Raw genomic sequence first — 24599 nt, 5'->3', positions numbered from 1 at the left:
ACTTCGTGCAATCCCTTGTTTTTACTTTTGCTGATCTTCTTTTATTTGCTTATGAATTTTGCGCAATGCTTTTTTAGAACCACGCTCAATATCATGCTGAAGCTTACGTTCTTGATAGTCGACAAATAAGGTCTCAAGATCATATCCTTCAGGGTATAATTCGGTTGCCGGTAGCTCTAATGCAAGTCGTTTCACATGAACCTCTAGCATTTGACCCTTATAGTAGACAGTGACATTATAGAATTGATTCATCTCTTGATAAACAAGCCCGACATCATCATGATCCAATAATTTCACACGATCCCCTTTGGCAAATTTAATGATTGCTGCCCTGCCAGCTTTCCCTTCTTTCGGCTTACGAATTTTACTATCCTGCACCCGAGTCAGCTGATAATCCTTATTATCCATATAATCCTGTGCTCGTTGCAAAACCTCTGCACGGACATTCATTTTTTTAGAAATCCAAAGAGCATTACTCTCTCCAGACGTGCCAATCATTAACTGATACAAGGGCTCTAATGTTTCACTATTAAATCGCATAGCCGCATTCATAAAGTCTGGATGCATCTCTGAAAATCGTTTAATTTCTCCGTAATGTGTTGTCGCTACTGTCATACAGCCCATTTGATAGAACTCTTCCAAAATCGCAATAGCCAGTGCCGCACCTTCATTCGGCTCAGTACCACTGCCGATTTCATCAAATAATAATAGCGTATGGTTATTGGATGCTCTCATAATGTCGGAGAGATTTTTCATATGTGATGAAAACGTACTTAGCGCATTTTCCATACTTTGATTGTCACCTATATCGACAAAGATATGATCGAATATAGCCAATTCAGTGCCCTCATCTGCCACGATATGAAAGCCGGACATTGTCGCCAATGTTAATAAGCCAATTGTTTTCAACACGACCGTTTTCCCGCCTGCGTTTGGTCCAGTAATAATTAGACTTCTATAATCTTTTCCAATCGTAAATTGAAGTGGCACAGCATTTCCTGGTAATAAAGGATGTCGACCATTGATTACTTGGATGTAGCCATAATCATTGAGGCGTGGCTCCATGCCGTCAATTTGTTTACTAAATTTTGCTTTAGCAAAAACCATATCATATTGGCTAATCAGCTCCATATTAATATGGAGGGCGTGAAGATGATCTATTAAAAGCCCTGATAAAGATGCTAAAATCTGATACTCCTCCACCGCCTCTTCAGCCTTTAAAGTAGCTAATTCTCCATTTAATTTAGCGACCACACTTGGCTCCATAAAAACGGTTGCACCCTTTGAGGAGATTTCCACTATCGTCCCCTGTACATGATTTTTATAGGAAGCCTTAATTGGAATTGTATAGCGATCATCCTTTTGACTAATAAAGAACTCCTGTATATACGTTTTATTGGCACTATTGTTCAGGAATTTTGTTAAGCGTTCTTTTATTTTTTCCTCTGTCGTTTCGATATGATGACGAATCCGCTTCAATTCGCGACTAGCAGCTGAATCAACACGATTAGCTTTTATGGCAAAATTAATTTCTTCTTCCACACTTTTAAATTCAGCCATCGAATGCGCGTAAGATGAAAGAACTGGCGCAAAAAATTCCTTATCCAACATAAATTTTTTAATGTTACGACAGCCTCGTAAAAAGTCTGACATGCTGATGAGCTCACTAGGGTCCAAGATCATCCCTTTTGCCAGTTTGGTCATGATATGCTCAATATTGGATACACCTAGAAATGGGACATGACCCTCCGCGTCTACGATTACCCGTGCCTCAGTTGTTTCATTCAAGCGAGTTTTTACAACTGCTAAGTTTGAGCTTGGCATTAATTTATCTAATAACTGTTTACCCAATCCACTTACACAATAGGATTTAACGATATCTTTTAATTCTTGGTATTGTAACTTCTCTAGCGTAGTAAAATTCATTTGTATATGCTCCTCATTCTGATATTTATCATTCATGAAGATACCTACCCAATATTAGATAGCAATGAAGTGTTAAACAAACTAAAAAAAGCTGTGAGGAATCCCCCACAGCTCTATCTTCAAAAGGCGAGTGTTCATAGCACTACAAATAAAACCTCATTTTCAGAAGTTTCATCCATATATGCACCGCTTGATAAAGTATTGTAGGTATCTACATAGGTTTTGAAATAAATCCATGAGCAAATAAGGGGTCTGTTCATGACCTATATCCCCCGTCGCCATATCATTTATTTCATTTAATTTTTACCTAGTTAGAACCTACCGCACTCACAAAAAGCACCTCTCAATTTTTATCATTGTTATCTAATTATTGACATCATCTTACTATATGCTGACTAAATTGTAAAGGTGCGTTGTCCATTTAACAAAAAAAGACTTGTAGAAAATTCTACAAGTCTACTGATTTATGATGGGCTTTTCTTGTTTCTATAATCTTGGAACCTGAGAATAGTAATAATGCTGCCCAAATGATGCTAAATGCCAAAAGCTCTATCTGACTAAATGGCTCTTTATACAGTACGATACCTAAAATCAATACAATGGTTGGTGAAACATATTGAATAAAGCCCAATAAATACAATGGAATATTTTGTGCACCTTTTGCAAATAGGATGAGTGGCACAGCTGTTACTAAACCACTGAAAATCATCAAGATATCTGTTTTTACGTCTACATGTAAAAACGAAGCTTGATGGGTTGTAAATAGATACACATAATAGCCTAAAGCAAATGGTAGGATTAATAATGTTTCAATAGCTAATCCTCTCGTTGCATCCAGTGTAATTTTCTTTTTCAATACGCCGTATATCGCAAAAGATAGCGCAATCAATAGTGCTACCCATGGTACAGAGCCATAATTGATCGTTAAAATAATAACAGCCATAAAGGCAATTCCTGTCGCTACCCATTGTGCGCGACTCAACGATTCTTTAAAGAAAATCACTCCAAAAATAACAGATATGAGCGGATTAATGTAATAGCCTAAGCTTGTCTCAATTAAATGGTTATGGGTTACTGCCCAAATATACAAGTACCAGTTCATTGAAATGACGAAGGAGGCACCCGCAAGCTGCCAGAAATGCTTTTGATGTGACCATAAATATTTTAAGTCAGCGATAAGGTCTTTACGCATTCGAAATACGATGACAGCCAGTACAGTAAAGACAAACGACCAAATCACTCGGGATAATAAAATCTCCATGCTTGGTACATGTTCAAGTAGTTTCCAATAGAGAGGAAAGGCACCCCAAAAGACATAGGCAAAAAATGCCGCCAAAACCCCTTTTTTCTCATTTGACATTGCCACTAACGCTCCCTACTCATAGTGAAATCAATTGCGACCTCACATAATATTAAACTAGTTAAAGAATAGACTTATTATAGGGCTTTGAGTGGCAACTGTAAATGCAAAACTTCTAAACTTCTTAGATCACCGTCCATCGTTCTGCTCTGATTCTAGCTCTGAGATATATTTGCGCACTGTACTATAGCTAATATCTGGATTGATTTGGCGTTTGATGCGTATGTGGATTTCCTTTATGCCAACCCCTTGCTCTCGCATATTTCGGATCATTGACTTAAGAGGTCCCGTTAATGACTCTCTAGACAAGGACGTATATTTACTCAGTTCAATTAATAGCTCTGTATTTTGTTGGCGGAGCACCTGCATTTCCTCTACAACACAATTATATTCCGTTACTTTTTTTTGAAGGACAATGTTTTGCTGCTTAGATTTTTGCAAGTCCTCTGTCAATACTGCATTTTGTTTTTTTAATGTTTTTCGTTCTTGTTCTATCCCATTTTGCTTATGATCTAAATCTGTATGTCTCGCACTATACACTTTTTCCTTATGCAATAACTCTAAATAACGGCTTTGTGGAATAAGCATTAAAGTTTCAGTTGCGCTAAGAGCAAGCGTTCCATCTTCAAAACGCTCATACGACAATGTAGAGGATTTTATTTTATTGGTCATCATTTCACTCCTCCACGAATGATTTCATGTAATCGTATTGCTTTGTATAACATCTGTTCGCTTCCTTTTTCATTTGATAATCATTCTCATTTAATTTTATCATAATCAGTATTTTCCATTTTGTCAAAGAACATTTACTGCATACAAAATAAAAAAGCTTCTTGCAAAAATTTCTACAAGAAGCTTCGAGTATTACATTTTTTTCAATTTTTCATATTCTAATTGCAAACGTTCAATACGTTTACGACCTTCTTCACGACTTCTAGCTGTTTCAGCTTGAATTTGCTTCGTTTCTTGAATACCTGCCATAATTGTTTGCCATGTTGTTTCAATAGTTTCAATTTTTATGCTCGGGCTACCTGCTGCACGTGCAATATTAACGCTATTTTTACTAATGTTTTCAGCATTGCGCACAAGCATTTCATTCGTACGTCGATCTAGCTCAACCATAGAATCGGAAATAAGCTTTTGACGCTTTAAAGTAACGGCATGAATTAAACCTTGTTTAAAAATAGGGATTGTCGTCACAAAGGCTGAATTAATCTTCGCAATTAAATGGTTATTACCCTGCTGCATTAAACGTATTTGAGGTGCAGATTGGAATGACACTTGCTGCGCCATTTCTAAATCATAGCGACGTTGCTCTAATAATTCCACTGCACGCAGCATTGTTTCATATTCCATTGCTGCTAATTGATCACCCGTCTGAGCCTTTTGTTCAAGGGCTGGTAATGTTGAACGAACATCTTCTATCTTTACTTCAATCGCAGCGACAAATTTACTTAAAGATTGGAAGTAATTTAAATTTTGATCGTATAGATTTTCAAGATCAATTGTATTACGTTTCATTTCACCTTCATATTTTTGAATTTCGCGGTAAATGACATCTACTTCCTTATTCATGCTGTCATATTTAGATAAAAATCTTTCCAATTGCTCTTTTCCTTTATTAAAGAGCTTGGAGATGAAGCCACCCTTTTTCTCCTCCGAGAAATCTTGAGGATCAAATTTATCCATAATTTTATTGAGATTATTTAATAGGACACTCGATTCTTCTAGTTTGCTGGACTTCATAGTAGCCAGCATTTTATCTGAAAAAGTAGAAATGCCACTTGCTGTTTCTTTCCCCAGCTCTAGCATGGCAATTTGATCTTTAACATCAATTCGTTGAGCAAGTGCATGAACCTCTGGATCTTTCTTTAACATAAGCTGGTTTTGCGCAATTTGTGATAACTCTTGCTCAGATACAAGTACCGGCTTTTGTTCAGGCTCTTGTTGCATTAGTGGATTAGGCTGTAATAAAGGATTTTCAGTAGCGAATGGGTCCTTGGATTTTAAAAGATCATTGTTGAATTCAGACATACGTTTTACCCCCTGCAATTTATCTCTACAATTTACTTACGATTACCTTGGAAAAAGGTTTCATTTCCGATAGAAAGACAAAGCCAATTTCAAGCTCTTTTTTAAATTATAGCTTCTTTCTAAACAAAATTCGACTGATTATGCAAATTCCTTTACATTGTTTTCTAACATTGGCACGAAACAACCAAAAAGCAGCTACATCATCGTGTAGCTGCTTATCATTTAAGTGGTTACCTTTAAAACTGTTTTAATTTTTTGAATCACACCGCCTGAGCTATATGTCAGTACACTGCGTTTATAGAACGATAAACTAAATAGGTACACGACTATAATCGTTGCGATTAAAATACCTAAAGATAGCATTGGAACTATCCCTCCGATATCTGTAGCACCAATCCTCATTGGCATGATCATCCCTGATGTTAACGGGATATAAGAGAATATTTTAATGATGATTGTATCTGGATTACCCATCCCTGTTAGCATGACATAGAAGCCGATAATCGTAATAATCATGGCTGGCATTAATACCTGACCTGCTTCTTCTACTTTCGATACTAATGAGCCGAATAATGCGCCAATGATAAGATACAGGATAACCGTTAGCAATAGGAATACGATGGCATAGATGACATAGCCAACAGACAATTCTTTGACAATGCTGGCAGCCGCATCCCAAACGATCCCTCCTTTTACGAGCTTAGCATAGATTAGAAATACTGCTACAAGAATACCCATCTGTGTTAAAGCAAGCAATAATACACCTGCAATTTTTGCTTTAAAATGAGTAGTTGGTTTGACACTTACTAAAAGCATTTCCATTGCTCGTGAACCCTTTTCAGAGGCAATTTCAGTAGTAATCATAGATAGGAATGTAGAAATAAAGAAATAAATTAAAATACCAACTGCATAGGAAACAACTAATCCTGATTGCTTTTCTTCCTCACTTTTTCCACCCGTTGATTCCTCATTTAAATTTTTAGTGGAAATCGTAGTTTGAGCAGCCATAATTTGTGCTGCCTGTTCGGGTGAAAGCGATAATTGCTGTACCGCATAGTGCTGACCAGCATATTGCAATAAGGATGACAATGTCGATTGATCGTTTAATTTCAGTGGTGTAAACGTAGCAATTTCTGCTTGTAGCTGACCACCTTGATCATTAATCGTCACAATGGCATCTAGTTTGCCATCCTTCACTTTTTTTTCAAGTGTCGGTATATCCTTTTCATCTTGGATAAAGGCCATATCCCCATTAGAAACAAAGATACCACTTAAATCAGCGGATGTCTCATTGATAATGGCAATTTGCTGTGCTTCATCATCACCTGTAAATAGCTCTTTAATTTCAGACCAGAAAACAGCTACAGACATAACAAGGACATATAAACATGTCATTAAAATAAAGGATTTTGATTTTATTTTTGATTTATATAATTGTTTCATCAATAAATTAAACTTCGACAACATTGCCACCTACCTTATCTTTAAAGATTTCATCTAATGATAAATAATCCAGGCTGAATTTTTCAATATACTTTCCATTGGAAAGCTGCTCAAAAATACTTTGGGCAAAGTTTTCATCCGTTAATGTTAGAACCGTTTGTTCCTTCTCTACACGCACATCCTTAACGCCCTCTAACGCCAATAGCTGTGTTGTTGACCAATCTGTCCGTACTGCCAGTTTTGTTTTGCCATATTGTTTCTTTAAATCTAGTAGGCTACCAGAAAATAAAGAAACACCTCTTTTTAATAGGCATAAGTGATCACAAAGTTCCTCAACATTATCCATTTGGTGACTAGAGAACAAAATTGTTGTACCTTGTTCCTTTAAAAGTAAAATGGCATCCTTCAGTAAGTCTTTATTAACCGGGTCCAATCCACTAAACGGTTCATCCAAAATTAAAAATTCTGGTTTATGGATAAAGCTAGCAATAAGCTGTACTTTTTGCTGGTTCCCCTTTGATAGTGTTTCAGCCTTATCTTTTCGTTTTTCTTCCAGCTCAAAACGTTGAATCCAAAAATCAATTTCCTTTTTCAGCTCGGCTTTTTTCATACCACGTAACTCACCAAAAAAGTACAATTGCTCCTCGACTTTCATCGTTGGAAAAATACCACGTTCCTCAGGTAAATATCCTAAGACATCTCGGTTAATCGCATTAACTGGCTGACCATTCCAAGTAATCGTACCTGCCGTTGTCTCCTGTAAATCTAAAATCATACGGAAGGTAGTTGTTTTCCCTGCACCATTTTGACCAATCAGACCAAAGATTTCACCTTTTTCAATTGTAAAATTCAATCCATCTACAGCCGTAAAATCCTTATACTTCTTCGTGACATGCTGTAACTGTAAAGTCATGTTGTCATCCTCCTTATCCTTCGAATATTTGTAAATTTTCTTTCAATCTTTTTTTACGGTTTTCATTTTTTAAAATAGAAATACACAACATTATGGATACGATAAAATTTAAGCATCCTACACTAGTGTTGACGATTGTTACAGAAGGTCCCCAAGCTCCCATTGAAAAATTATAAAGACCAGCTACGATATTGAATAACAACAGTACTATAAAAATACGATTCATCGACTTTAAATAGCTAATTTTAGAGGTAGTATCTGAGAATAATTCAAATGGCCCTTCAGCCTTTGGTTTTCGGTAATACGCCCAAACACCGAATTTGTGCACACATTCTATATTCATCGCCTCTAGAAACTCAAAATAGTCCTTCGATTTCCTACTTACAAATTCATTCCGATAAATATATTGTTGTGGCATTCCTTTTTCAAAGACAAAATAACCTACAACTGCTTTTTTTAGATTCCACCCCCGTTCTGCCATTTCATTGACCCACCGTTCTTCCTTTTCATAATCTATAAAAAAACGGTATATTCTTTTTTCCATCCTTTCTCACCCCTAATAGATTTTTTGCTATTTTCTGATTTCCCAGAAAATAATAGACGTCCACTAATCTGAAAATATATTTAACTCTTTCTTCAATCGATTACGTACACGTCTAAGCCTATATAATGGGAAAGAGAATAATATGACTATAATTAGATTAAAGCTATGTAAGATAAATCCTATCCAATTCGTCATTTCATAAGAAAAATCGCCAATCAAGCCTGAAATACCAAAATATAAATTAAGTAGAATAAGAGAGAAAAAGAGTGCCATCTTTTTTGATAGGCTTCCTATTTTAGTTTTTTTATCCGTATAAAGCTCAAACGGACCTCCCTGGGCAGCTTTTCTAAAAAACACAAAATTGCCAGAGCGATCAACTTGTTCAATGCCAGTACTTTCTAAAAATGTTAGATAATCCTCTTCGTAGTAAGTGCCAAATCGCTCTAATTCATCATGGCGATAAATATAGCTGCCTGGTTCTCCACGTTCAAACGTAAAACGAATCCATGTAAACTTTTTCAGATGCCAGCCCTGGCAAGCCAGGTTATTGACCCAATTTTCAATTGCATATGGATTAATCATTAAACGATATTTATGCATATTATTCAACTCCTCTCGTTATACGGATACCATTGTCAAAAAGTTCCCTCAATCTCAGAATTTCATATTCAACTACTTTTTTCCCAGTTTCTGTAATTACATATTCTTTCTTGCGACCATCCTCGTCGAGCGCCTCAATCCAGCCTCGCTCAAGCAAAGTTTTAATTGCCCCATAAATGGTACCTGCGCCTAAACGAACTCGCCCACTACTCATTTCCTCTACTAATTGCATGATGCCATAACCATGTCTAGGCTCATACAAAGCTAATAAAATATAATAAACGCCTTCAGTTAACGGCGGATGCTCCTGTGTCATACAATCCCCCTTTATATCGTCCACCAATATATCGTCAGCCGATACATTTAAAATATATCAGCAGTCGATATAGTTGTCAATGTTCTTTTTCCTATTATTTCCTTGAATCGAATTACTTTGTTGCAGAGAATCATGCACTATGCTAGTATGTAAGTGATTACTTGCATGAAAGGAAGTTTATGATTGACAACAAAGGGAACCGCAGAACGAATCGTTGAAGCTGCTCTACAATTGATTAGTGAAAAGGGCTATACTGCCGCCACAACGAAAACGATTGCTGAATTAGCCGGCGTTAATGAAGTTACACTTTTTCGCCATTTTGGCAATAAGCGTGGCCTCTTGAAAGCCATAGTTGAACAATTTTCGTATTATCCCCTTTTACAACAGGAGATCAATCAAAACGTCACGTGGGATTTAGAAAAAGATTTATTCAACTTCTCATTAAAGCATTTTGAATTTTTAATGTCGATTAAAGACTTGGTGATGATCGGCTTTAAGGAGTCCATTCAGTTTCCTGAAATCAGTGAGGAAATTGCAAATATTCCTCTTCTGATCAAAAAGGAACTATGCCAGTACTTTCAAGAAATGCAACAGCGAGGGAAGATAAGAGAGGTTGATTTTGAAGCTGCAGCGTTATCACTTATTGCGCTTAACTTTGGTCATTTTATGTCACGTGCCCGTCTTGGTACTATGGTGTCTGACATACCAACCGAAAAACTATTACAGACAAGTGTTGCTATTTTTTCTAGGGGACTCGTTTCCTAGAAAAAATTTTTCCTTTCAATGCAAGTAAGTACTTACTTTATTAAGGGGGGGTTAAAAATGAGAGGTTTACAAAGTTTATTGAGAGTTCGTGAAACATATATTGGCATTGTTGCTACGATTGCCTTTCAATTAATTTTCTTTACAATTTGGATGACAGCCTATGACGGTGTCAATGAGCGAGCTGATCAATTATCGATAGGCTTGTTGACGGAAGATACGGAAATGGGGACGCAAATAGTAAAGGACATGAAGGACAACATTCCATTTACGTTAAACGAATATTCCTCTATGAAGGAAGCAGAGCAAGCACTAAATGAACGCCAAATTAATATGATTATGCAAATTCCAGCTAATTTTACGAATCAACTTCAGGCGGGAGAAAAAGCTGAAATTATCTATTTGATTAATCAGGCCAATGCTAGTGTTGCGAAAAACATGATGGATGGTGTAGCTAAGCAATTAACAGAAGAAATGAACCAAATGCTCTACCCATTACAACAAAATCAGGCGATCGAGGTTTTTTCCCAACAATTTGCCCAGCTTCCATTTGAGCAAAAAACCTCAAAGCAAATAAACGCATCTGTTCAAACAACCGTGATGACCATTAAAGATCACACCGTCGATGCTACCATCGTTAAAACGAATGATGTAAAAGGATTTGCAGCAAACTTTGTCCCACTTATGGTCATTATCTCCTCCTTTGTAGGGGCCATGGTGATGATTATGCAACATCAGCAAGCCGCACAAATGGTACAAAGTAGCGTTTCAAAGTGGCAATTGTTCCTTGCACGACAGTTGCTCAATGTTGGAGTCGCTCTCACGTTACCATTCCTTACAATCGGTTTAATGCATCTATTTACTATTTCGAGCAATGAAAGCTTTCTATCCATCTATCTCTTCCAATCTGTGATGTTCCTAGCTTTCCTTTGTTTAGCACAAGTTTTCGTCATTCTCTTTGGAAATATCGGCATGGTCTTCAATATTTGTGCCCTATCCCTCCAATTAGTAACCTCTGGAGTGCTCGTTCCTAAAACCATGCTTTCTGAAGGTTACAAGCAAATAGCTGCCATGCTCCCCGCTACTTACGGTGCCGACGGCTATTACACTATCATTTTTGGGGGAAGTGCCGATAATTTACTACAAAACAGTAGCTCCTTAGGCATCATCATACTCGTCACTCTGGTAATCGCTACAATAACCGTGGCAATCAAGCCCGCTCTTACCTCTAGTTAGTTGTATTATATAGCCCATTGCTCTGTTCATTTGCTGGATGAACGGGGTGGGGCTATCCGTTAGTTTGAGTGAGCTATCATACTTTTCTCACACTCTATCCATCACTTGGAGCGTTTTTCCCTTTTCTTTCTCCTCTATCCGTCACTTTGAGCGTCCTATCCGCCACTTTCTTCTCCCTATCCGACACTTCGGGCGTCCTATCCACCAATTTCATCTTTTCACTTCATTTCAAGCGTTTCATCACCTCTTTTCATGCTCTACCCGCCGCTTCGGACATTTTTCAAAATCGCGGCGAGTTGCTGATTTAAGACGCTTACGCTGTCGCTAAAGTCACCACGGTACCATTGAATAATGAGTCCGATAATCGCGTTTGCTTGGTAGGCGCTATAATAATCAATCGAAATCGATTCTGTTATTTGATGTTCGTGATGCAAGGTGATGTCTCTCTTTAGCAATGAGTAAATTCCGTCAAACAGCATGTAATAATATGTCAATGGAACGTTTTTGGAAAACACGATACGATAAAACATTTTAAAGCGTTCAATATGATGAAAAATACGAATAGTGTTTGGATCAAGTTGATGTGTATCCAATGTTGGCACGGCACGGTAAGGTTCTTCGTAGGATTGGTATAAATCCTCCATAATTTCTTGAAAGTATTCTTCAAAGAGTCCTTCCTTTTGCTCGTAATGCAAATAGAATGTTCCCCTATTTACCTTGGCCGCTCTACATATTTCTGCAATGGATATTTGCTCCAATGGCTTTTGACTTAGCAGGGTCAATAAGGCGGCGTGTAAGGCTTGCTTTGTTTTAATAATTCTTAAATCTGTTGTAGACAATTTTTTTCAGCTCCTTAGTAAACAGTTTTTCCAAAAGTGTTGATTACTCAACACATTCAAATATTTTGCATATTGAAATCGCTTTCATATTTATTATATGATTTTAATGAACAGATGTTCAATATCTATCTAAAATAGTATGAGGAGGTCTTTGAGATGAGATTAGAAGGTAAAGTAGCAATTGTAACAGGTGCAGCTTCAGGGATGGGGAAAGCTATAGCAGAAGGTTATGCAAAAGAAGGTGCTAAGGTTGTCGTTTCAGATTTAAATTTAGATGGTGCCCAAGCTGTTGTGGAAGGCATTCAAGCGGCTGGGGGTACAGCGTTTGCCATTCAAACAAATGTCGCATCAACAGAAGACTTACAACGTTTATTTGATGAAACAAAAAGTAACTATGGACAATTAGATATTCTAGTCAATAATGCAGGTATCATGGATGGTATGGAGCCAGTTGGAGAAATTTCTGATGAACGTTGGGATAAAGTATTTGCGATTAATACAACAGCCGTGATGCGCTCAATGCGTATGGCAACAGACATTTTCCTTGCCCAAGGACATGGTGTCTTTGTCAATAATATTTCTGCTGGTGGCTTATATGGTGCACGTGCAGGTGCTGCTTACACTGCGTCTAAACATGCTGTTGTTGGATTAACTAAAAATACAGCCTTTATGTATGCGGATAAAAATATTCGTTGCAATGGTATTGCGCCAGGGGCAGTTATGACGAATATCGCCTCTTCCATGACAAATATGAGTCAAACAGGTGCAGCACGCCAATCACTTGGTTTATCGATTAATCCTCGTGCTGGTCAACCAGAGGAAGTTGCTCAATTAGCAATTTTCCTTGGCTCTGATGAAGCAAGCTTTGTGAACGGACAGGTTATTGCTGTTGATGGTGGATGGACAGCTTACTAATATAGTAAAGCAGCACGCACAGATATTATTTTCTGTGCGTGCTTACTTTTAATTATAGTATTTTTTTAGATGGAATTAGAGCCCCAAGTATTGCTCCAATGACCTCAGGCAATATCCAACCTAACCCAATATCATAAAACGGTAAAATTGATGAATAAGCCTTCTCTACAGCATCAAATACACGTAATTGTGCTTCAGGTACACTTACTACTAGGGCTTTATAGCCGTCTATTACGCTAATGAAAAATGTGAAAATCATGGCGATGGCATACACCGCTTGCTTATTGTGAAAGAACGATGAGCTAAGAGCCAGTAAAATTAAAACAATCGCAAGTGGATATAGGAACATAAGAACTGGGATGGCAAATTGTATAATATTGTTTAATCCGAAGTTGGCAATGACAAAGGATACAACACACAATAAAAATACAAACCATTTATAGCTAATCTTCGGAAACACTTCGTGGAAAAATTCACTACAAGAAGTGATTAAGCCGATACTTGTCTTTAAACAAGCGAGAACAATTATAACGGCTAATAAAATAGCACCGAATGAACCGAAATAATGGTCTGCCACTGCGGCAAAAATTAAACCACCATTATCAAAGGTACCTACAGCTGAAATACTCGAAGCGCCCATGTACGTAATCAGGCCATAAATAAGCATCATTAGGGCCATTGCAAAAATACCTGACGTCCATGTCGCCTTCGCTATTTCCTTCCGATCTGAAATGCCTGCACTTTTAATTGCATGAATGACCACAATTCCGAAGGCAAGGGAAGCTAAAGCATCCATCGTATTATAGCCCTCTTTAAAGCCTGTCATAAAGGCAGCATCTATATAATCACCCATCGGTTGCTGGAAATCCCCCATCGGCTTTACGATACTCGTAATAATTAAAATGAATAACACAATTAAAAAGGCCGGTGTTAAATATTTTCCAATGTAATCCATAATTTTTGCTGGATTTAACGAGAAATAAAAAACGATGGCGAAAAAAATGAAGCTAAACACGGCAAGTAATAATGTAACATGTTGTGCTTGAATATATGGCTCAAAGCCCACAACAAATGGTACGGTCGCCGTACGTGGAATGGCAAAAAATGGCCCAATTGTTAAGTAAAGAGCCAATGAAAAGACAATACCGAAGATGGGATGAACACGGCTCGCTAGATCGCGTAAGCCGTTACTACCTGATAAACCAATCGCTAAAATTCCGAGGAATGGTAGACCGATAGCCGTGACTAAAAATCCGATTAAACCAAGCCAAAAATTGGTCCCTGCTAGTTGACCTAATTGGATTGGAAAGATAAGATTCCCTGCTCCAAAATACAGCCCGAATAACATAGTGCCAATGACTGCATAGGTTGAGAAAGGTATTTTTTGTTGCATAATTGATGTGCTCCTTAGAAGTTTTTAACTATAGCAAATTATTTTAATCGAATGATTTTTCATTACAATTCAATTATGTTAACAAGCATTTATTATAATTACAATAGTTTTTTCATATATCATTATGAATATAGAAAATTAGCGCATAAAAAAAGAGCTGCCCTTTGACAGCCCCTCTTTAATTTGCAACTGACCATTCAATATGATCTAAAAATTTATAAACATCTTCATATACTTTATCACGTTCTTTATCTAACGTAATAATATGACCTGAATTTTCATACCAAATGATTTCTTTGTCATTCGTTTCTACAGTATTTAAAATAAACGGTGCACTTTCCTGATAAAGCTCATCGTCTAATGACCCTTGTAGTACTAAGGTCGGAGCTTTAATTGTTGATAAATCATCACGTGTTTCAGTCGTTAAACGTGTTACACCATCTAATGAATCTTTTGGAGAAATACGTAATTCATGTAATTCTGAAATAATTTGATCTTTTGATTTATTTTCAAAGTGTTTATATAAACGAGCATAGTGGTACAAACGTGTAAATAAGCCTTTTGAGTTATCACGTGTAATCGGTGCACACATCGCTACACATGCTTTTACTGGGAATGTCTCTGCGACTTTCAATGAGAAAACACCACCTAGTGAAATGCCAACAACTGCGATTTCTTCATAGCCTTTACTTTGAAGGAAGTTATAGCCTTCAACAACATCGTTCCACCAGTCTTCTGGTTTTGTTTCTAATAATGCTTCTGGTTCTACTCCGTGCCCACTATAAATCGGTGCATGAACGGTATAACCTCGTTGAGATAAAAATTCTCCTAGCTTTTTCACATCTTTTGTGCTACCTGTGAATCCATGCAATAATAGTACGGCTTTTTTGCCTCCCTCAATTGTTAGAGGTTGCGGCTTTGTTAACTTCATTTTAGGATATCCCCTTCACGGAAATTATTAATTGTGTATTTTATGTGTCTATCTTAACACCCTTTATTCATAATGTACAATTTATAGTTTTTATCAAATCAATGTGTTTCATGCATGAATGATGTCAACTTAACACCTGTACTATCACACTTTCTGCTACTTAACTTTTCCATTCTTCTAATTAAAGGCAACGTCTTTTTAAAAAGTTTTTGCCACCTATACTTCCTCCCTGTTTCCCGTTATAATGCAGTTAACTTAAAAATTACGAGAATAGAGGTGAAAAAATGGAGTGGCAACAATTAGAATATTTTGTAACCGTGGCAAAGTTAGAACATATGACACGTGCTGCTGAAGCATTGGCAATTTCACAGCCAGCGTTAAGTCGTTCAATTTCAAAGCTGGAAGAAGAACTAGGTGTACCGCTTTTTGATAGGCAGGGACGTTCCATTATGCTCAATCGCTATGGTGAACTTTTTTTATATCGTGTGCAACGAATGCGGAAAGAATATGAGAAAGCTGTATTAGAATTACAAGAGCTTAATAATCCGGAGCTTGGGGATGTGTCACTCGGTTTTTTACACACTCTTGGGACTAGTATTGTACCGGACTTAATTCGTGCTTTTCGCCAGAAGCACCCCCATATCCGTTTTCATTTCACACAAAATTACTCGCATTCTCAGTTAAAACAATTGCTTGCTGGAGAGTTAGACCTGTGCTTACTAGCAGCGATTGATACAGAGCCTCCCGTTAGCTGGAAGGAACTATGGCGAGATGAGTTATTTATTATGGTTCCGATTGACCATCCTCTTGCCCATCGCAAAAGCATAAAAATGAAAGAATTGGAGCATGAGAACTTTGTGCTAATGAAAAAAGGGTATGCCCTCCGCCGCTCAGCTGATCGCTTGTTACATGCTGCTGGCATTAAGCCTAAAATTTCTTATGAAGGTGATGAGGTATCTACCATTGCAGGTTTTGTTGGTGCTGGTCTCGGTGTTTCATTGCTACCTGATGATGAGGATTTGAATCCGAAAAAAATCGTCAAAATCCATGTGGAGGATATGGTTTGTGAACGTATTATTGGCATGGCCTGGATTGACAATCGTTATTTGTCACCATCTGCACGCCAATTCCAACAATTTGTCTTTGATTTTTATGAAAAGAAAATGTCTCCTCCCTCTCAGGAAAACTAAAGCGGTAGGTTGCCCAATGCAGCCTACCGCTTTTATTATACATCTATATACTTCACCCTACAGGAATGGAAATCTGATAAATCTCCTTCTATCTGAAAGAAGCCTTGCTCAATCATAGTCATAATGCGTTTCATAATGAATTCATCACTAATATAATCATCCAAGGCAACGCTAATAGTACTGATCGTAGGCATAAGTAAAAGCCATTCTTCATTATGTTGTGCTTGCATATCCTTCACAGCGGCAATGATGAGCGTATCCAGAGCATCTTCCTCTACATGTACAACGCCCTTTTTCCACAATCGGAGTGGACTTGAATGTTCTTTAAGGTCTTCCCATTCCTTGGCAAGCTGTTGACATTCCTGAACTGAAAATCGTTTTGCATAAGGACGAAGCTTCATGAGCATTTCTGAGGAAAGCTCTCCTGTATGGCGAATATTGAGATGTGGTCGAATTTGCTTCAGGCCATCTGTTGCGTCAATCCCATAAACCATACTACATTTATGAATAAACTCATTCATGACATAGCGCAAACCAATCTGTTCATGTGTATTTTGACTATACCAAACCCAAACATCCACATCACATGGCAGTTCGGCAATTTTTTTCTTCCAGCTTTCATACATATCTACGTATAATTGCTGATCTTCATTATCCTTTATAATATGAGTGTTTAACCATACTATCCGCTCTTCTAAGCTGTGAAGAGGTCCAATAGAGAAATCATCATGGACACTTAAAACTGATTCATTACGTTGCAAAAGATGTTGGCGTATAGCAAGCTTCATGGAACCCTGGGTTGCTAAGCTAAAGGTTATATGTAAAATAGCCATGTGAAGTCCTCCTCGTGTTTGCTAATGGCAATCTGTATCCCGATAAATGTAAAGAAGATACCTTGAACCATATTAATCGCTTAGCAATCACAGGCTTTCCAATAATGATGGATCTAGCTTTTCCTGCGATAATACTAAACAATAAAAATATTAATCATGCTTGTACTAAAAATACTATACCCAAAATAAGCATTTGAAACGCAATATGTTCAAATGATGAATCGACGAACTATGGTAACAACACAAGGAAAATTAAAGATCTTCTGGATTGAAGATATTCATTACTATCCCTTTTCTATATCATAAAAAATAAGATTGCAGGTAAATGAATCGCCTTTATCGCAATGACTCAATGCATCATGGAAATCTCCAATAATGCCCTTCCTTCACTACTTTTAACAAACTATTTTCATTATACTACATGCCGTACTTTACTTTAGATGTAAGTTTATGACTTTATTAAAAATTTTTCATGAACATTCGTTTCACAATTAATGCTCGTTTAAGCAATACTTTTCTCCTTTATTACATTATAATAGAAGAAACTCATAATAAATTAGACAACTTCAACAAGAGGTGATTATTAGTGGCAGTTAGTGATATTGTTTCACAGTATGAAGACGAGTACGGTCAGGTTTACTATAAAATGAAGTCCCATGACATTCAAGTAAAAGCTACACAAAATACAGGCTTAGCTCCTGTTATCACCTACTGGATGAATGATAAAGATATTACCGACTCGATTAGAAATTTACGTTTTAGTCCGCGTCCCCCATCAAGCTATATACAGGATTATGAAGAATTTCAAGCAATGCTTTATTCGAAAGAACAACGTGCTATTAACAAGCTTTATGAACAAATGAGCATTAAGCCAAAAAACATGTCCTCAGGAAAACAAGTACTTTGGAGCTTCTTTGTAATTATGCTAGCAATGCTCCCTCTTTTCATCGCCATTTGGTGGTTTAAATAACAACATCATTCCCTTTCTATCTTTTTTTCTTAATTTATCAAAACTTTCAAGTAATTTTCCCAATCATCTTGACAGGCATTTGGAAGTAGTGCATTCTTTACTCAATAGTTGAAAAACTTTATGATGAGAAAACGAACGAAGACCAGTAATTAGTAACTGCTTGAACAGAGAGCGATGTCCATCGGCTGCAAGACATTGTGCAAGAAAGACTAATGAACCTACTTTGTCTACCGTCCTAGCTAAACTAGGCGCAGTCTCTAGCGTTATGAGCAAAGTGGAATGTCGCACGATATTCAATGTAGGTGGTACCACGGAAAGCAACCCTTTTCGTCCTAATTTTTTAGGATGAAAAGGGTTTTTATTTTGACAATTGGAGGTCATGTGGTGGAAAAAAAGAGAATTGTCGTCAAGATTGGGAGTAGCTCTTTAACAAATGCGAAAGGCGAAATCGATAAAGTTCGCTTAATGGATCATGTTCAGGCAATCGCGGAGTTGAAAAAACAGGGACATGACTTATTACTTGTATCATCAGGTGCAGTAGCAGCGGGCTTTAAACAGCTTGGCTACCCTGCTCGTCCTGTTACGGTAAAGGGCAAACAGGCGGCGGCAGCAGTAGGGCAAAGCTTGCTTATTCAAACGTACAGTGCATTATTTAGTATTTATGATATAATGCCTGCTCAAATTTTACTGACGCGTACCGATTTTTCTAAAAAGGAATGCTATAAAAATGCCTATGCTACTTTCGAGGAATTACTTGAACGCTCGATGCTACCTATCATAAATGAAAATGATACCGTTTCTATAAGTGAGTTAACCTTTGGCGACAATGATATGCTGTCTGCCCTTGTTAGTGGACTTGTTCATGCAGATCAACTCATCATTTTAACAGATATCAACGGCTTATATAACGCCAACCCTAGCAAAAACCCTCATGCGGAGCGCATTGATTTTTTAACGTCCATTACCGATGACCTGTTAAACTTTGCAGACGGTGCAGGATCTAAGGTTGGTACAGGTGGCATGGCATCTAAGCTATTGGCTGCCCGCACTGCTTTACAGGCAGGAGTTAAAGTTTTTATTGGAACTGGGAGTAGCGCTCAAAAGCTTGTTGATATTTTAGCAGGACGTGGTGATGGAACTTATATTGGACATGATGACCTAGCCGTGTTAAAGAATCACAAACAGTGGATTGCACTTACGGAAGTTTCTGGTAAAATTTTTATAGATAGTGGTGCTGAACAAGCACTTATGGTCAATGGTAAAAGCCTGTTACCCGCAGGTGTTTATCAGGTTGAAGGTGATTTTAACAATGGGGATGTAGTTGAAGTGTATAGTGAACAAGGTCTACTTGGACGTGGTGAAGTGCTGTATTCCTCACAAGAATTGGTGTCCACTATGGGCAAACGGTCAAATGCATTTTCAAAATGCCCGATTGAGGTCATTCATAGAGATAAATGGCTGAAAATTCAAACTAAATAAGGAGGTCTGAACATGGTAAGTGAAATTCAAAAAAAGGGTCAACGTGCCAAAGCCGCTAGCTATATGTTAAATATTAAAACTACTTGTGAGAAAAATGAAGCTCTAACTAAAATTGCCGAGCAGCTATTGATGGACCAACATGACATCATTGCAGAAAATGCGAAAGACCTTGTCAATGGAGAACAACAAGGTATGTCCGCTTCTACATTGGACCGTATCATGCTCAATGAGGAACGAATTGTAGCGATGGTCGATGCCATTCATTTACTTGTCTCTCTCAAGGACCCGGTTGGCACAGTCATCGAACGTATCGATAAAGATAATGGACTACACATCGAAAAACGCATGGTACCACTTGGTGTCATAGGTATGATCTATGAAGCAAGACCAAATGTTACGGTGGATGCCGCGACACTTTCCCTAAAAACAGGCAATGCCGTGATTTTACGAGGGAGTTCATCTGCTAAGTTTTCAAATAGTGCCCTTGTAGCAAGTATTCATCGTGCATTAGCAAAAACGTCTCTACCGACAGATGCTGTCCAATTAATCGAGGATACAAGCCGCGAGACAGCTAAAGAATTATTTCATTTAAACAAGTACCTGGATGTATTAATTCCTCGTGGCGGCAAGGCCCTTATAGACTTAGTCGTCCGAGAAGCATCTGTCCCTGTATTAGAAACAGGTGCAGGCAACTGTCATATTTATGTGGACGAAATGGCGGATTACATAAAAGCAGAAAAAATTTGTTTGAATGCCAAAACACAGCGTCCTTCTGTTTGTAATGCTGCAGAAAGTTTATTAATTCATCCTGTATGGTTTAAAACAAATGGCACCCAGCTCTTATCAACGCTCCATAAAGCAGGTGTTACTATTATTGGGGATGAGCGAGTATGCGAGGCATTTTCGGGAGCCCTTCTAGCGACTGAAGATGACTATGCGACTGAGTTCCTTGATTTAAAAATAAGCGTTAAATTAGTTGAAAATGTTTACGAGGCCATTGAGCATATTCATCATTTTGGTACAAATCATTCTGAAGCGATTATTACAGAAGATCCATTGGTGGCGGAAACGTTTTTAAACAGCGTCGATGCAGCTGCCGTTTATCATAACGCCTCTACCCGCTTCACGGATGGTTTTGAATTTGGCTATGGAGCAGAAATTGGTATTAGTACGCAAAAGCTACATGCGCGTGGCCCGATGGGATTACCTGCCCTCACCTCTACAAAATATTTTATATATGGTAATGGGCAAATTCGCGAATAATGCTATAGCAAGATATATGCTGGTAGGGATTTACCCTACTAGCTTTCATTTTCATATTTACAAATAAAAATTAGAAAGAAGGTTTTGTATGAACATCTCAGCCATTATTAAACTAACCGTATCGATGGCACTTTTTGGCTCCATCGGCTTTTTTACCGTTCATACTGGTGTTCCTGCAACAGAGCTTGTTTTTGTAAGATGTATTTGCGCAACCCTCTTTCTAGGAGGATTGTGGCTCATCACAGGTGGACATAAAACGGAGAAATGGGAAAAAAAAGAAATTATCCAAACAATTATTTGTGGTGTTTTCTTAGTGTTAAATTGGGTATTTTTATTTAAAGCCTTTGAGGAAATGTCTATTTCGATTGCGATTTCTATCTATAATTTAGCCCCTATCTTTGTCTTAATTTTAGGCGCTATCTTTTTAAAAGAAAAAATGACTATTCGAGCACTCGTAGCGACCATTACTTGCTTTATCGGTAGTATTTTTATTATGGGTCTTCAAAATTTTGTATCTTTCTCTGAATTTATGCAATCAGGATTTGTTTGGGCCTTACTGTCAGCGGTGTTTTATGCCCTTACTATGCTAACAAGCAAGACCATTACAAACCTTAGCTCCTACGCCTTAACATATATACAAACAACGGTGGGCATTGTAATACTACTGCCCTTCATCGATTTCTCGCTCTTTGAAGGTTTAACCTCAACCAATTGGTTCTATATTTTAGGCACAGGATTTATTCATACTGGATTTGTTTATTATTTATTTTTTGATAGTATCCGCAGTCTTTCTACCATTCTAGTTTCCGTATTAGTATTCGTCGATCCAGTTGTCGCGATTTTACTCGATATGTTGCTGCTTGATTTTATGCCGAACTTTATGCAAACATTGGGCATTCTATTCATCTTCGGCGGGATTTTCTACACGATCTATACCCCGAAGAAAAAACGGCTACCACAGGAGGTATCCTAATGGGCAAACTCTTTACAATTGGCGAATTGTTAATAGATTTTACGCCAACCCAGCAGCACGGTGACCTAGCCCATATTGAGCATTTTACGAAGCATGCTGGTGGAGCCCCTGCAAATGTCGCAGTAGTGTGTGCTAAGCTTGGTCAACAGGCCGCAATCCTAACACAAGTAGGTCAGGATGCGTTTGGTGATTTTCTGAAGAAGACTTTGCAGCAAGCAGGTGTGGATACACAATATATTCGTCAGACTACTGAGGGAGAAACAAGCCTTGCTTTTGTAGCACTCTCTGAAACTGGGGAGCGTGATTTTCAATTTTACCGACGTCATGCAGCAGATCTATTGTATAAACAAGAGTATCTCCCCTCACAACTATTAACAGACAAAGATATCATTCATTTTTGTTCTGTTAATCTTGTAGAAAGTCCGATGAAGTCTGCCCATATAGCTTTTATTGAGCAGGCACATCAAGCAGGCAGCATCGTTTCCTTTGATCCGAATGTGCGCTTGCCTTTATGGCAGGATGAGACTATATGTCGAGATACGATTCTAGCTTTTTTACCAAAAGCCCATATTGTAAAGCTCTCCAATGAAGAACTGTTATTTCTAACAGCCATAGAAGAAGAATTGTCGGCTGTGCAAACATTATTTCAGGGACATCTGGAGACGATTATCATTACACATGGAGCAAAAGGCGCAACATTATATACAAAAAAATGTCATAGTAAGGTCAATGCTGAAAACGTACAAACAGTTGATACGACTGGCGCTGGGGATGCTTTTATTGGGGCGATATTAAGTCAATTCCTACAACATCAATTATCTGTAGATCATTTGGTGGCCTATTGTGAACAGCATGCGATATCCCTGCTTACTTTTGCAAACCGCTACGCAGGAATCACAACAATGAAGCACGGGGCGATCCCCTCTTATCCTGAACTATCCTTGGAATGAATCTAGCATCATTCGGAACTTTTTATCCTTATTTTCCGTATGTATTGGTGAGAAATCAATGGAAGGAGGACCTGCATGGAATCGATAACTAGAAAACGGGCCATTGCTTTTTTAATGGATACAGCTATTTCCACAGCTGTCACTTTAGGCGTTGAGTATTTTCTACGGAAGAAAGTGAAAAATGAGGTTGTTCATACACTCGTTACACCAACCGCTATGTTATGGGCATTAGAGTATGCACAGCTTCGTAAAAATGGACAAACCATTGGCTACAAAGCTATGGGACTAGTACTTGAACATGAAGAGGGTCATGAATTATCAGACCGTCAAATTATTAAACGCATGGCTTATCGCGACACAATCAGTTCATTTCACTATTTAAAAAGTCGCCAAGCATTCGAGCAACAGCAAGGACAATGCCTTCCCCATGACAGCTTTGCGGGTACGGTTGTGAAAGAAAAATAAACGAATAGCTGAAATTAATTGTAGATAAGAAACACCATGACGTATGGAGTATGATGGATCATCCCATATATGCGAAATTCATAGTTAGCAATAAAATACCTCCTCCCAAGGTTAACAGGAGGAGGTGTTATTTAATGACAAAATATTTAAAGTTATTTGATTTAACTTCATGCTTTCTTCAATAAAGAGTACATGGAAACTCTACCTACTTTTCAATCCCCAGTCCATTTACCAATATTTTTTCATTAAAATGTGGGGAATGCCGCAATCCATAAACTCTTCTCCTTCACGCTTATAGCCTAATTTTTCATAAAAGCCCTCTGCATACGATTGAGCATTTAATTTAGCTTTTGTAAGACCATTATCTCGGGCAATTTGCTCTAAGCCCATAATGATTTCTTTGCCAAGTCCAAATTTACGGAACTCTTCTACGATACAAATACGCTCCAGTTTACCATAGCCCTCGACTACACGAAGTCTACCCGTTCCTACTGGCTGCTCCTGATAGTACACAAGGATATGATCACATGGTGCTTGCAGTGAATCAAATTCATCAAACTCTTCTACCTCAGGTACTTGTTGCTCTTCAATAAAAACTTTTCGTCTAAAATCAAATGCTAATTGTAAGTCTGCTTCAGTTGTTACTTTTTTTATGCTCATGAATACTCCTCCTAGCTTCAATCATCCTCATCTTCAGGTGCATTTTTCGCCTGAAGATGATACTATTAGTATAGAACGATTTTTATTGCAAATACAACAAAAATCTCTGGAGGATAGAAAATGAAAGAAATTTTACGTGAAATAGGTGCTATCGCACGGGCATTAGACTCGATTAGTAATATAGAATTTAAGGAATTGGATTTAACGAAGGGACAATATTTATATGTAATCCGAATTTGCGAAAATCCTGGTATCATTCAAGAAAAAGTGGCAGAGCTATTGAAGGTGGATCGCACAACCGCTTCTCGGGCCATTCAAAAATTAGAAACAAAAGGCTTTATTGAAAAACGTAGTGACCAAGGAAATAAGAAAAATAAATTACTTTTCCCAACCAAAAAGAGCTTAGACATCTATCCATTTTTAAAACGGGAGGGCGAGTACTCCAACGAACGAGCACTTGATGGTTTTTCTAGCGAAGAAGTCGATAGCATTCACCATTTACTCACGCGCGTCCTACAAAACATTGAAATTGATTGGGAATCTGTAAAAAAAGGGCAGAAGCGACACTATTAAAGGCGATTCCTCATTTATCCCGTTCTGGAAT

General features: G+C 37.8%; 25 protein-coding genes. 11 read left to right on the top strand and 14 right to left on the bottom strand.

All coding sequences use genetic code 11. The annotated features are described in order from the left end of the window. Positions 1–21: 21 nt before the first annotated feature. From B3D94_RS16355 to B3D94_RS16315, 9 genes are all read right to left on the bottom strand, one after another. A complete protein-coding gene (locus B3D94_RS16355) occupies positions 22–1926 on the bottom strand; it encodes an endonuclease MutS2 (RefSeq protein ID WP_291758414.1) in 1905 nt (634 codons plus the stop codon). Positions 1927–2374: 448 nt separating this feature from the next. After that, positions 2375–3286: an EamA family transporter RarD gene (rarD, locus tag B3D94_RS16350; RefSeq protein WP_069480892.1), complete on the bottom strand. Its 912-nt coding sequence runs from the start codon at positions 3284–3286 to the stop codon at positions 2375–2377. Between the two features lie 129 nt (positions 3287–3415). Further along, complete coding sequence (locus B3D94_RS16345) at positions 3416–3961, bottom strand: hypothetical protein (RefSeq protein WP_083244639.1); 546 nt, start codon at positions 3959–3961, stop codon at positions 3416–3418. A 189-nt stretch (positions 3962–4150) separates the two neighbouring features. Beyond that, the gene (locus tag B3D94_RS16340; RefSeq protein ID WP_193831565.1) at positions 4151–5320 is read right to left on the bottom strand and encodes a toxic anion resistance protein; all 1170 of its coding nucleotides are present in this window, start codon (positions 5318–5320) and stop codon (positions 4151–4153) included. Positions 5321–5542: 222 nt separating this feature from the next. Then, the gene (locus tag B3D94_RS16335; RefSeq protein WP_291758410.1) at positions 5543–6787 is read right to left on the bottom strand and encodes an ABC transporter permease; all 1245 of its coding nucleotides are present in this window, start codon (positions 6785–6787) and stop codon (positions 5543–5545) included. Continuing rightward, positions 6771–7676 carry an ABC transporter ATP-binding protein gene (locus B3D94_RS16330; RefSeq protein ID WP_291758408.1) on the bottom strand — a complete coding sequence of 302 codons (906 nt, stop codon included), beginning with the start codon at positions 7674–7676 and terminating at the stop codon, positions 6771–6773. The genes B3D94_RS16335 and B3D94_RS16330 overlap by 17 nt, the downstream gene beginning before the upstream one ends. A gap of 13 nt (positions 7677–7689) precedes the next feature. After that, a complete protein-coding gene (locus tag B3D94_RS16325) occupies positions 7690–8220 on the bottom strand; it encodes a DUF2812 domain-containing protein (protein ID WP_291758406.1) in 531 nt (176 codons plus the stop codon). A gap of 63 nt (positions 8221–8283) precedes the next feature. Further along, positions 8284–8820 carry a DUF2812 domain-containing protein gene (locus B3D94_RS16320; RefSeq protein WP_291758404.1) on the bottom strand — a complete coding sequence of 179 codons (537 nt, stop codon included), beginning with the start codon at positions 8818–8820 and terminating at the stop codon, positions 8284–8286. A 1-nt stretch (position 8821) separates the two neighbouring features. Further along, complete coding sequence (locus B3D94_RS16315) at positions 8822–9136, bottom strand: PadR family transcriptional regulator (RefSeq protein WP_069480885.1); 315 nt, start codon at positions 9134–9136, stop codon at positions 8822–8824. Positions 9137–9319: 183 nt separating this feature from the next. Between B3D94_RS16315 and B3D94_RS16310 the strand changes: the two genes are divergently transcribed. Further along, on the top strand, positions 9320–9901 hold the full coding sequence (locus tag B3D94_RS16310) for a TetR/AcrR family transcriptional regulator (protein WP_258268329.1): 582 nt from the start codon (positions 9320–9322) through the stop codon (positions 9899–9901). A 57-nt stretch (positions 9902–9958) separates the two neighbouring features. Continuing rightward, positions 9959–11134, top strand: a complete 1176-nt coding sequence (locus B3D94_RS16305; protein WP_291758402.1) for a YhgE/Pip domain-containing protein — start codon at positions 9959–9961, stop codon at positions 11132–11134. 257 nt (positions 11135–11391) lie between these two features. Here the strand turns inward: B3D94_RS16305 and B3D94_RS16300 are convergent, their stop codons facing one another. Then, positions 11392–11973, bottom strand: coding sequence for a TetR/AcrR family transcriptional regulator (locus B3D94_RS16300; RefSeq protein ID WP_069480882.1), 582 nt, complete (start codon positions 11971–11973; stop codon positions 11392–11394). A gap of 156 nt (positions 11974–12129) precedes the next feature. On the opposite strand from B3D94_RS16300, the gene B3D94_RS16295 reads away from it, so the two are divergent. Continuing rightward, positions 12130–12888, top strand: coding sequence for an SDR family oxidoreductase (locus B3D94_RS16295; RefSeq protein WP_291758400.1), 759 nt, complete (start codon positions 12130–12132; stop codon positions 12886–12888). A 52-nt stretch (positions 12889–12940) separates the two neighbouring features. Here the strand turns inward: B3D94_RS16295 and brnQ are convergent, their stop codons facing one another. Beyond that, a complete protein-coding gene (brnQ, locus tag B3D94_RS16290; RefSeq protein WP_291758398.1) occupies positions 12941–14281 on the bottom strand; it encodes a branched-chain amino acid transport system II carrier protein in 1341 nt (446 codons plus the stop codon). A 178-nt stretch (positions 14282–14459) separates the two neighbouring features. Then, positions 14460–15212, bottom strand: a complete 753-nt coding sequence (locus B3D94_RS16285; protein WP_025115009.1) for an alpha/beta hydrolase — start codon at positions 15210–15212, stop codon at positions 14460–14462. A 284-nt stretch (positions 15213–15496) separates the two neighbouring features. On the opposite strand from B3D94_RS16285, the gene B3D94_RS16280 reads away from it, so the two are divergent. Further along, positions 15497–16402 (top strand): LysR family transcriptional regulator, encoded by a 906-nt coding sequence (locus B3D94_RS16280; RefSeq protein ID WP_069480879.1) that lies wholly within the window; start codon positions 15497–15499, stop codon positions 16400–16402. Between the two features lie 35 nt (positions 16403–16437). Here the strand turns inward: B3D94_RS16280 and B3D94_RS16275 are convergent, their stop codons facing one another. Beyond that, positions 16438–17235 carry a DUF1835 domain-containing protein gene (locus tag B3D94_RS16275; RefSeq protein WP_291758395.1) on the bottom strand — a complete coding sequence of 266 codons (798 nt, stop codon included), beginning with the start codon at positions 17233–17235 and terminating at the stop codon, positions 16438–16440. A gap of 586 nt (positions 17236–17821) precedes the next feature. Between B3D94_RS16275 and B3D94_RS16270 the strand changes: the two genes are divergently transcribed. The 6 genes from B3D94_RS16270 (at position 17822) to B3D94_RS16245 (ending at position 23335) form a co-directional block, all read left to right on the top strand. Continuing rightward, positions 17822–18205: a sodium:proton antiporter gene (locus B3D94_RS16270; RefSeq protein WP_069480877.1), complete on the top strand. Its 384-nt coding sequence runs from the start codon at positions 17822–17824 to the stop codon at positions 18203–18205. A gap of 384 nt (positions 18206–18589) precedes the next feature. After that, positions 18590–19684 carry a glutamate 5-kinase gene (proB, locus tag B3D94_RS16265; RefSeq protein WP_291758393.1) on the top strand — a complete coding sequence of 365 codons (1095 nt, stop codon included), beginning with the start codon at positions 18590–18592 and terminating at the stop codon, positions 19682–19684. 12 nt (positions 19685–19696) lie between these two features. Continuing rightward, complete coding sequence (locus B3D94_RS16260) at positions 19697–20947, top strand: glutamate-5-semialdehyde dehydrogenase (RefSeq protein WP_291758391.1); 1251 nt, start codon at positions 19697–19699, stop codon at positions 20945–20947. 88 nt (positions 20948–21035) lie between these two features. Then, positions 21036–21920: a DMT family transporter gene (locus B3D94_RS16255; RefSeq protein ID WP_069480874.1), complete on the top strand. Its 885-nt coding sequence runs from the start codon at positions 21036–21038 to the stop codon at positions 21918–21920. Then, a complete protein-coding gene (locus B3D94_RS16250) occupies positions 21920–22870 on the top strand; it encodes a carbohydrate kinase family protein (RefSeq protein WP_291758388.1) in 951 nt (316 codons plus the stop codon). The genes B3D94_RS16255 and B3D94_RS16250 overlap by 1 nt, the downstream gene beginning before the upstream one ends. 75 nt (positions 22871–22945) lie before the next feature. After that, positions 22946–23335 (top strand): RDD family protein, encoded by a 390-nt coding sequence (locus B3D94_RS16245; RefSeq protein ID WP_069480872.1) that lies wholly within the window; start codon positions 22946–22948, stop codon positions 23333–23335. Positions 23336–23563: 228 nt separating this feature from the next. Here the strand turns inward: B3D94_RS16245 and B3D94_RS16240 are convergent, their stop codons facing one another. Further along, positions 23564–23995, bottom strand: a complete 432-nt coding sequence (locus B3D94_RS16240) for a GNAT family N-acetyltransferase (protein ID WP_069480871.1) — start codon at positions 23993–23995, stop codon at positions 23564–23566. A 120-nt stretch (positions 23996–24115) separates the two neighbouring features. On the opposite strand from B3D94_RS16240, the gene B3D94_RS16235 reads away from it, so the two are divergent. Then, entirely contained in the window at positions 24116–24568 is a 453-nt protein-coding gene (locus B3D94_RS16235; protein WP_069480870.1) for a MarR family winged helix-turn-helix transcriptional regulator, read from the top strand. Positions 24569–24599: the final 31 nt, after the last annotated feature.

This window comes from Lysinibacillus sp. UBA5990 (assembly GCF_002429815.1).
GTDB classification, from domain to species: Bacteria; Bacillota; Bacilli; order Bacillales_A; family Planococcaceae; genus Lysinibacillus; species Lysinibacillus fusiformis.
This window is presented reverse-complemented; position numbering and strand designations above follow the sequence as displayed.